At 59.5% G+C, this 8,229-nt stretch carries 5 protein-coding genes and 1 pseudogene; all 6 read right to left on the bottom strand.

Annotated features, from left to right (window positions below; all coding sequences use genetic code 11):
- Positions 1-1,270, bottom strand: a pseudogene (locus QT222_RS11220) (ATP-binding protein); the annotation flags it as partial.
- Positions 1,263-3,467, bottom strand: coding sequence for a VirB4 family type IV secretion system protein (locus QT222_RS11215; RefSeq protein WP_491477226.1), 2,205 nt, complete (start codon positions 3,465-3,467; stop codon positions 1,263-1,265). The gene QT222_RS11215 and the pseudogene QT222_RS11220, both read right to left, overlap by 8 nt.
- Complete coding sequence (locus tag QT222_RS11210) at positions 3,460-4,581, bottom strand: TraC-like domain-containing protein (RefSeq protein ID WP_491477225.1); 1,122 nt, start codon at positions 4,579-4,581, stop codon at positions 3,460-3,462. The genes QT222_RS11215 and QT222_RS11210 overlap by 8 nt, the downstream gene beginning before the upstream one ends.
- Positions 4,582-4,583: 2 nt before the next feature.
- On the bottom strand, positions 4,584-5,645 hold the full coding sequence (locus QT222_RS11205; protein ID WP_491477224.1) for a TrbL/VirB6 family protein: 1,062 nt from the start codon (positions 5,643-5,645) through the stop codon (positions 4,584-4,586).
- Positions 5,646-5,647: 2 nt separating this feature from the next.
- Positions 5,648-6,493, bottom strand: a complete 846-nt coding sequence (locus QT222_RS11200) for a hypothetical protein (RefSeq protein WP_491477223.1) — start codon at positions 6,491-6,493, stop codon at positions 5,648-5,650.
- Positions 6,490-8,226, bottom strand: coding sequence for a DUF8186 domain-containing protein (locus QT222_RS11195; RefSeq protein WP_491477227.1), 1,737 nt, complete (start codon positions 8,224-8,226; stop codon positions 6,490-6,492). Before QT222_RS11195 ends, QT222_RS11200 begins: the two co-directional genes overlap by 4 nt.
- Positions 8,227-8,229 lie beyond the last annotated feature (3 nt).

Here is an 8,229-nt window from a genome sequence, read left to right as displayed (position 1 = left end):
GTCCAGTCGTTACCTCTCGCGAGAGGAGTCGCTGGAGCGCTGCTCGCGCGTTTTGTTCTTTCTTCGATTGTCGGAAGCCACGATCTCGAAGTCGCGTCGCTTCGATCTCGTAGAACGGGCCGTCGAGTGGGTCAAAGACCGGCGCGAGTGATGACAGGCGGCCATCAAGGGCATCGCGACCAGCCTCACTCGTTGGTACGCCAATCGCCCGGATATTCGTCGTGTACGAGCGCTTGGGATTGACCGCATCAATCGCATCAAGTCGCTTGACGACGATGTCACTCAACTCGTCACGGGTGCGACGTTCGTACTCCAGTTCGGGGTCGAGCAGGTCGCCAAGGATCTTCTGCGAGAGCGTATCCCGCCCATCATTCAAGTCCTCTTTGCGGAGTTCTGCATCTGCTTGCCAACTCTCCCGGCGCTGAAACACGACTTGGAACGCGAGCGGTTCGCGTGCATCGTTCAGATGGTCGATCAGCGATGCGAGAACAGCCCCCGGTTCGTCGACCGCCGGCAACGTACTTTCGTCGGGCGTCGCAGTCAGCGGTGTCAACGACGACATCCAGTCCTGCTTCCGAACTGCCGACCCACACCACCGCACGCCTTTTGGTGAGACGGTGTCCCCCGCGACGCGGGAGAGACTCGCCGCGTCTGCGACCCCCGGCGCCTCCCCGCCCGACGGGGCCGAACCCGCGTCTGCTAGCGACACCGCCTTTCCGAGTACGACACCTGTCTCCCCAAGCGCCCCCAGCCCGACCGCCGTTCTGCCGCCAATCTCGTCGGCAGCGTCCGTCGGTGAGCCCTCAGACTCGTACACGGTGCTTTCGCCGGCGTCAGGCGTCACGTCCGCGTCGCCATCTGCAGTCGAGTACTGCTCGTCGTCGGTGAACTCATATTGCAGGTCACCCTGCTGGTAGCGCTCAACGAACTCCTCGTGAGACAATGCAACCGGGTGAATCAACTTCGACGCGACGTCCACCTCGACACGCTCGATGTCGAACGTCTTCGGATAGATCGACCGAAGCCGCTCTTCGAGTGTCCCAAGATAGTCGTCAGCACCATAGTAGAACTCAACCGGCGCGTCTTGTCCGGTACTGAGTGCGAGGAACTCGAAGCGCGGTGGGGTCGCGGATGTAAACGGGTTGAGTTTCGACCACAGCCCCGAACTGTCAGGGGTCAGTTTGTGGAGACTCTCGAGCGTCTGCGGGATACCACGAGCCGTGAGTTCCTCCGAGGTCGGCGTCACGCGAAGATACTCACGCTCAGGCATCGTCGGTACCTCCAAGCTGGCCGGTGTCAGTTACTGTTGAATCAGTCTGCATGTCCTGTGACTCTCCGTTTGCTTGCTGCGCTAACTCCGTCCGAAAGGTCTCAATCTCGGGTGAGACCGCCGTCTCACCAGCCCCGGGGAGCGACGCCCGGCGCTGCTCGGTCGGGTCGAAGTCGATGACCTCCGTTTCCTTGGGCATCGCTTCGACTCTGATACCACGCCACTCACCGTCGACGCCGACCAAGGCTTCTGAAAAGCCAGCGTCTTCGTTCCCGGGAACCGCGTCCTGTACGTACCGCATCTGGGCGTGATTCAGGCCGAACTCGTCGGCCCACTCCGCGTCCATCCCATCCAAGCGATGGAACTGCTTAACGGCACACTGGTCGAGGATAGCCTCACTTTCAGCGTGCTCGAAGAACTCGTCGACGGTCTGGGTGACCAGCCGAATCGAGAGGTCGTGGTGGCGATGGTGTCGGAACACCGTTTCGAGGAACGCCAGACTCGCGGCGTCCTGCATGATGTACCGCGCTTCGTCGATCACGAACACGACCTCTTTGTCTGTCTCCTTCGCCCGCTCGTAGACGAGCGAGATGAGCAACTGCATCGTCAGCGCCGTACTGCTGTCGACGCTCCCCTCCTGCTGGGCGAGGTCGAGATAGATGACTTTCTCGTCGCGGATGTCGAACTCCGATTCCTTCCCGAGGTTCGCGTAGCGACCTGCGTCCTCGAAGGGCCGCAGTTGGTCGATCAACCACGTCGCGTCGTCGCTAAGTTTCTCAGCTTCCGCATCCGACCGGACGACGAACGACTCGGGGTCGTCGACCATCTCTTCGAAGACGTCCAGCATCTCTCGAATCGTCGGGCTCGGGTTACCGTGGGTCGTGATATCATCAGTAATGCCATGACGCTCGTAGGCGTGTCTGAGTCCAAGTTCGAGCGTCGTTCGGCGGTCGCCAAGTGAGATGCCGCGGAGAGCGAAGAAATTCGTCAGGAAGCTCATCGCGTCGTCGAGTTTCTCGTTGAACGGACTCGCGTCTTCACCCATCGCCCGCTGGACGTGTTCGGGCGTTTGGCGGATTTCGAGCGGGTTTAGTCCGAGTGTCCCACCAACGGTGATTCGCTTGGCATCGAGTGCTTCGGAGACGCCCGCCCAGTTGTTGAGCGGTTCGAGAATGATGCCGATGCGGTCCTTGCTCTGTTCGATCGACCGGATGAAGTTCTCCTTTGCACCGAACGATTTGCCAGAGCCCGTGTCGCCGACAGTAAACATCGCATAGCCGTTATCCCGGGCGAACGGGTCGATGACGACCGGGCTCTGGTTGTCCTTGTGGATCCCGAACTCGACGCCCCCTTCTTCGAGAATCGTCGCGTTGTGTGGCGACGCCAGAAGCGACCCAACAGCGCCACCGAGGGCAATCGACTCTCGACCGAACACGTTGTCGCCGATTGGGGCGGCGGACTGGAGCGCGAGGTCCTGCCGGCAGATAGCCGTCTTTGGCGTGAGATTCGCCGGTTCGTCACGGAGCGCGCTTTTGACTGCTCTGACAGCATCTCGGAGGTCGTCCTTGTTGTCGGCGCGGACGGTGACGAATAGCCCTTGGTCGAACACACTCGCACCACTCTCGACGGCCTTGTACGTCGCCGCTGCCTCGTTGGCTCGCTCTTGAAGGTACTCACTCCGGACGCTCTGTTCTAAATCAGCGTCGACCTGCAGGTCGTCCGCAATATCCTGCAGTTCGTTTCGTGCGCGTTGCTGGTTCTTCGGCGTGATGTGCGCCGTGAGGTCAAACTCGACGTCGGTCAACTCGAAGAGGTCACTCAAGTAGCCGTCATTCGGATAGTCGGCGTAATCAGCGATGTACAGCGTCGTCGTCCATTGCTCACCGACACGGGCAGCTCGCGTCTCCCATTCAATCGCTGCTGGTGCTGTCGCCGTCTTGTGTGACTCCGAGATGTCGTCGAGGAGTTGGCCTTCTGCCTCGCCGGCTTCGAGGGTTTCCTCGTCGAGGACATCCGAAAAGTCGACTTCCGGCTCGTCGTCGGTACGATATCGTTGCCAGAGGGCTGTCCCGCCGACGCCGAGCACCACGATGGTGCCCAGATAGAGCGCTGCACCTTCAGGGGATGTCGGCTGTTGAGCCCACTGGGAAAGTTGGGTAAGCACATCACGACTCGCCTGCAACGGGAGGTTACGCATCGAACGCCTCCTCCCGGCGTGAGCGACCGAGAATCGGCTGTTCGCGGACCACGTCGGCTTCGGTCTCGAAGTCGTGTTCTTCGCCGTTCCAGAAGTTCATGTTCAGGACGAACAACTCGACTGTGCTGAGTCGGTGGGCAGACCAGCCGGATGCCTGCTGGATGAACTCGGAACGGACATCCGCAATCCGGTCGTCCAGCTTCTCGAACATTTGAGCGCGCCGTTCGACATCGGAGAGGTCCGCGCGCCGCGTGACAAACGGGTTGAAAAGAATGCCAATCACGGGGAACTGCGTCAGCTTTTCAGCCGGCGTTCCCTCGTCGCGGTATCGATCGTAGACTTCGAGTGGCGAGACTTCCACGGCGATATAGTACCGGACCTGCTGAATGCCGCGGTCACGCATCTCTTTGGGCCGCGTCTCCCGATACTCCTCGAGGAGTTCCCGGAAGATCGGGTTCTGTGTGACGTCTTCGTCGGTGAGTCGCTCCTCGATCGTCTCGGTGATCTGTTCGACCGGGAATGACCGGGTTGTTGCGTGGAATTTGAGCTTCGAGTCGAGTTCTTTGTTGGCGAACTCGGCGCCGGCATCCTGGAGTTGGGCCCAGTCGTCGGCCATCGCGAAGTCCATGTTCCCCGGGTCGATTTCGATGAACGCCTCCATCGCGCCGTCAGTCCGCTGAATCGCGCCGGCGCCAGGCCACGCTCGCTCGATATTCGTGAGGTCTTGGGTTCGCTCGTCGGGAGTAAACGGCGTGTAGTTCGCGAGCCCGCCTTCGTTGCGCACGGTCTCGTTCGCTTGGCTGTCCGGGTGCTCCGGCGCGCTCAGCGTAACCCGGGGCCGTTTGGCGTAGCGATAAACGTCTTTCGTCCACGTCCACGCGTTCAGATGGTCGGGAGTGACGTAGACGATGGCTGCGCCCATCCCGAGGCCGCTTGCGATAAGCGGGACGGCGAGTGATTCGATGCCCGTGAGGCCGGCGAGGAGCAACCCACAGATGGGGGGAGCGATGAGGATGCCGACGTCGCCCTCTTCGATGTTGAGGTAGGGGATGCGACTCGCTTCGCCGAACTGGTCCATGATGCGCCGAGCGGCTGTGTCTTGATCTGTCGACATGGTTAGCGGGTTCGGGGTTCGTTTTCGGTCCGCCGGTACGATGGCAGTCCGTCGCTGTCATCAGTCGAGTCACGTCGTGCGGCTGCTCGCTGGGCGAGTGCTTGGCCGGCGGCGGCTTTTGGCCCCCAGCGGGCGGCCGTCGTTGCGACGCCAGCGCCGCCGACATACGCGCCGGCTGCGACGCCGCCGACGAGGGCTGCGCCTCGCGTTGCACCACCAATCACCTTCGCGGTGAGGGGCGTCGCGTACGTGAACGTCTTCCACGTAATGTAGAGAGCAACCAGCGGGAGCGAGGTAGCAACTAAGAACTTCAGGAAGTCGGTCTGTGGGACCATTGTTCCGCCACCGTAGATCAGGTCATAACCCTTGAAAACGACTGCAGCAGGCAAAGGGAGGACAGCGAGAGGGACGAACCTCTTGCAGAACCCCATTGCAACGTCAGAGACGACAGGCACATTTCCGTACCCGAGTGCAATTGCAACCGGCATCCCGTAGAGATAGACATAGACCAGGATCTTCCGGATGTAGAATAGTGCTTCTAGAGCCCACATAGAGAGCCCACCAATTAGCGCAAACACCAGAGAGAGAGCAGGGTTAGATATCGTTACACCAAGGAAACCTAACATAGCATTTCGAATCGAATCCATAGTTGGGAGTAAGGCGAGAGCAAACCCGTCAATAAGGTAAAGCGAAAGGACACCAACCCAATACCAGACAACAATCAAAGATGCACCAACCCATGCAGTTTTCTTCGTTTTTCTGGCCTCGTAGGCACTACCAACATTGAATATTCGGATAGCGTGCCGTGCTTGAACACAGATGACGAGCAATAACAATGCAATGAGCATTATCTCACCACCAACGAGTGCATCTCGAATAGTCAACCACGGCTCACTGGCTGGTTCTCCAAAAATGAATACACCATCTGTCTCGGGTGTCGGGGTCCCAAACATGTCCTCGGAAAGAGTGTTGTACCCCGTTGACAGGGCGTCCATGAAGAGACCAATAATCCAACCAACAATGTCTTTGAAACCCTCTAATACGACGTCAATGAGATCAACCATCGCTATGCCTCGCTAATCGTAATCTCGCAGTTTTGCATCTCTTCGGCGTCAGTGTATGCCACGTTGTACTCTTTTGTGACCTGCCGAGCTGCGACTCGAGTGTCTACGACAACAGTAAACTGGCCACGATTACCATCAGTCGAACAGCCCATCCCATCCTCACCAATGGCTGAACCGAATGGGAATGAGCTACTGAAAATATCAACTGTTTCTCCTGCAGGGACGACGACGCTACTTTCTTCATAGATTCCGTTCCCACGTGGGTTTTCGATTGGATTAGGAACGTCACCAACAAAGTGGAGTTCAACGATTGCATTCGGTCCGCTCCCTCTGTTTTTGACCGTGACGAATGCCTCACCGTTCTTTTTTGCATCAGTCGGACTTTCACCGTAGACCTCGTCCCACGGCTTATCCGGTACATTTCGAAACAGCCCAACGTCCTGAATCTCAATCTGGGGGCTAATCTCGAGAGAACCCTCAGCAACAGTTTCGTCACCATCCAGCGCGACGACATGGTACTCACCGGGCTCGTAGGCAGTCCCGATTTCGAACGAAACCTGTCGTGCGCCGGCGGCAAGCCCACGCTTCCCGAACAGTTCCCCATTCGGTTGGATGAGGTTTATCTGTTCGACGGGTGCGTCAGTATCAACCTCAACGACGACGGCTTGCCCCTCAACAGCGATGCGTGAGAGGGGACCAGCACGTTCGGTCGTCGCCGATGTCTGGTCGGGCGTCGTTGTACCCGAGCGACGATTACCATCAAGGCAGCCGGCAACGCTGGCGAGGGCGGCCCCGCCGAGTGTTCGAAGGACGGTACGTCTATCAATCGGTGAATCGGTCGGTATCATTGGTTTCGGTAGTAGCTATCTGTCGGACCAAACATACGGAGGAGTCGGCGACCGGCGTAGAACGTCACGACGAACGGGATTGCCTGCCAGCCGACTTCGAACACGAATGCAACCCAACCCTCGAGAGTCCCGAGTGGGTGCCAGCGAACGGAGGCCGTATCACCCACATATGCTGGGTCGTGGCCAAGCCACGTGCCGGGGTGGTAGCGAGCGGTGTAGATCCCCGGCTCGTCCAGCGTGACGATCGCGATGCCACTCTCATTGGTCTCAACGCGCTGGTCACCCACCGTGATGTAGCCGCTGTGTGACGACCCGCCAATCGGGTACTGTCGGTCACTCCCATTCGACGCGATTGGCGCACCCGTCTGGTTATCGCGCAACTCGACTCGAAGCGTCGCGTTCGACGTCGTCTGCGAAACGAGCTCAACAGAGAGGTTACTCTCACGAAGCTGGCGCGCTGACCCGACTTGGGGGTCGACAATCGTGGCATTCACGCCGCGAACGATCCCACCCACCCGAAGCGCCTCCCGGTCGACGGTCTCCGCACAGACGGCCAGTCCGTACGTCGGCGTGTACGACTGATTGACGACCTCGACGGTTACGTTCTCGCCGATCGTCCGGCGAGGTGACGCCCGGTCAGTCCCCCACGTATCGATGATATCCGGCCCATCGCGAACCGGCTCTGCTCGCGGCCCGATCTGTGAAGGATACGCGTGAACTCGGACGGGAATCGCATCCGACTGTTCCGTAGTTGTCGACGTCCCGGTCGACGTAACGAGTGTGTCCCAGTTCGTGTTCCGAGCGGTGTAGAACCGCCACACACCACGGACCCGGGAGCTCTCATCGTCGGTGAGCGTATAGCCCTGCCACGGCCGGGACTGGAAAATCGCGACGCCAGTATCCCCGTTCGGGTACTGCGCGTAGTAGGGGTACGCTGCGAGGTCGTAAATCTCGGTATCGAGTGTGTCTGAGACGGTTCGTGTCTCGGTCCGGTAGTTGACTGTCGTCTTAGATTCGCCACCAACCGTTGTCTCGACGGTCTTCTTGAGGCGAACGGAGATGGTCGCTTCGAGCGTGAGATTCGCGCTCCACGAGTGAGTGGTGTGATACTGTAATTCTGGCGTGTGAGTGCCGCGAACAGTTGCGACTGGAATGCCATCGATTTTCAGACGGGTGTTCTCAATCTCGTGAGAGACGAGTGCCCAGTCGACGGTTTGATTACCCGTTTCGTTCCCGGTTGGAACGCGAACACGATAATCGACGAGGCCACGAACAGTCCCATTGGGAGCGATATAGAGCGGTGTCTCACCTGCGTCGAGATGCCCGCGCGTCGATGGCGTGACCGCGAAAATCGTCGCATGCGCATCGTCGATGAACGTCCCATCTTCGAGTGATGCGTGGGGCGGGTACGTCGACGTGTCGGGCCCGCCGGCGTCGAGATCAGCGAAGTCGTTGCGCGTCCACGTCGCGGCCGTTGCCGGCGGGCGCGTGAACGTGATGTCAGTCCCGTTGGCGAGTTGGTGGAGTGCCGTTCGGTCGTCGCCGTACTGCTGCTGGTAGTCTTGTTGGCTGACGTAGCGGTCGCTATCACGAGACCAGAGCGTTGCCGACTCGTTTTCCGTGAGGCCGTTTGTTTCAGTCCCTGGTCTCGGGGGCTGTGCCGTGGCGAGGCCGATAATGGAACTCGACACGAGCAACGCGGCTACCAGTACGGAGGGCACTCGATGCTTCATGGG

The sequence above is a fragment of the Haloferax sp. s1 genome (assembly GCF_058382125.1).
This window is presented reverse-complemented; position numbering and strand designations above follow the sequence as displayed.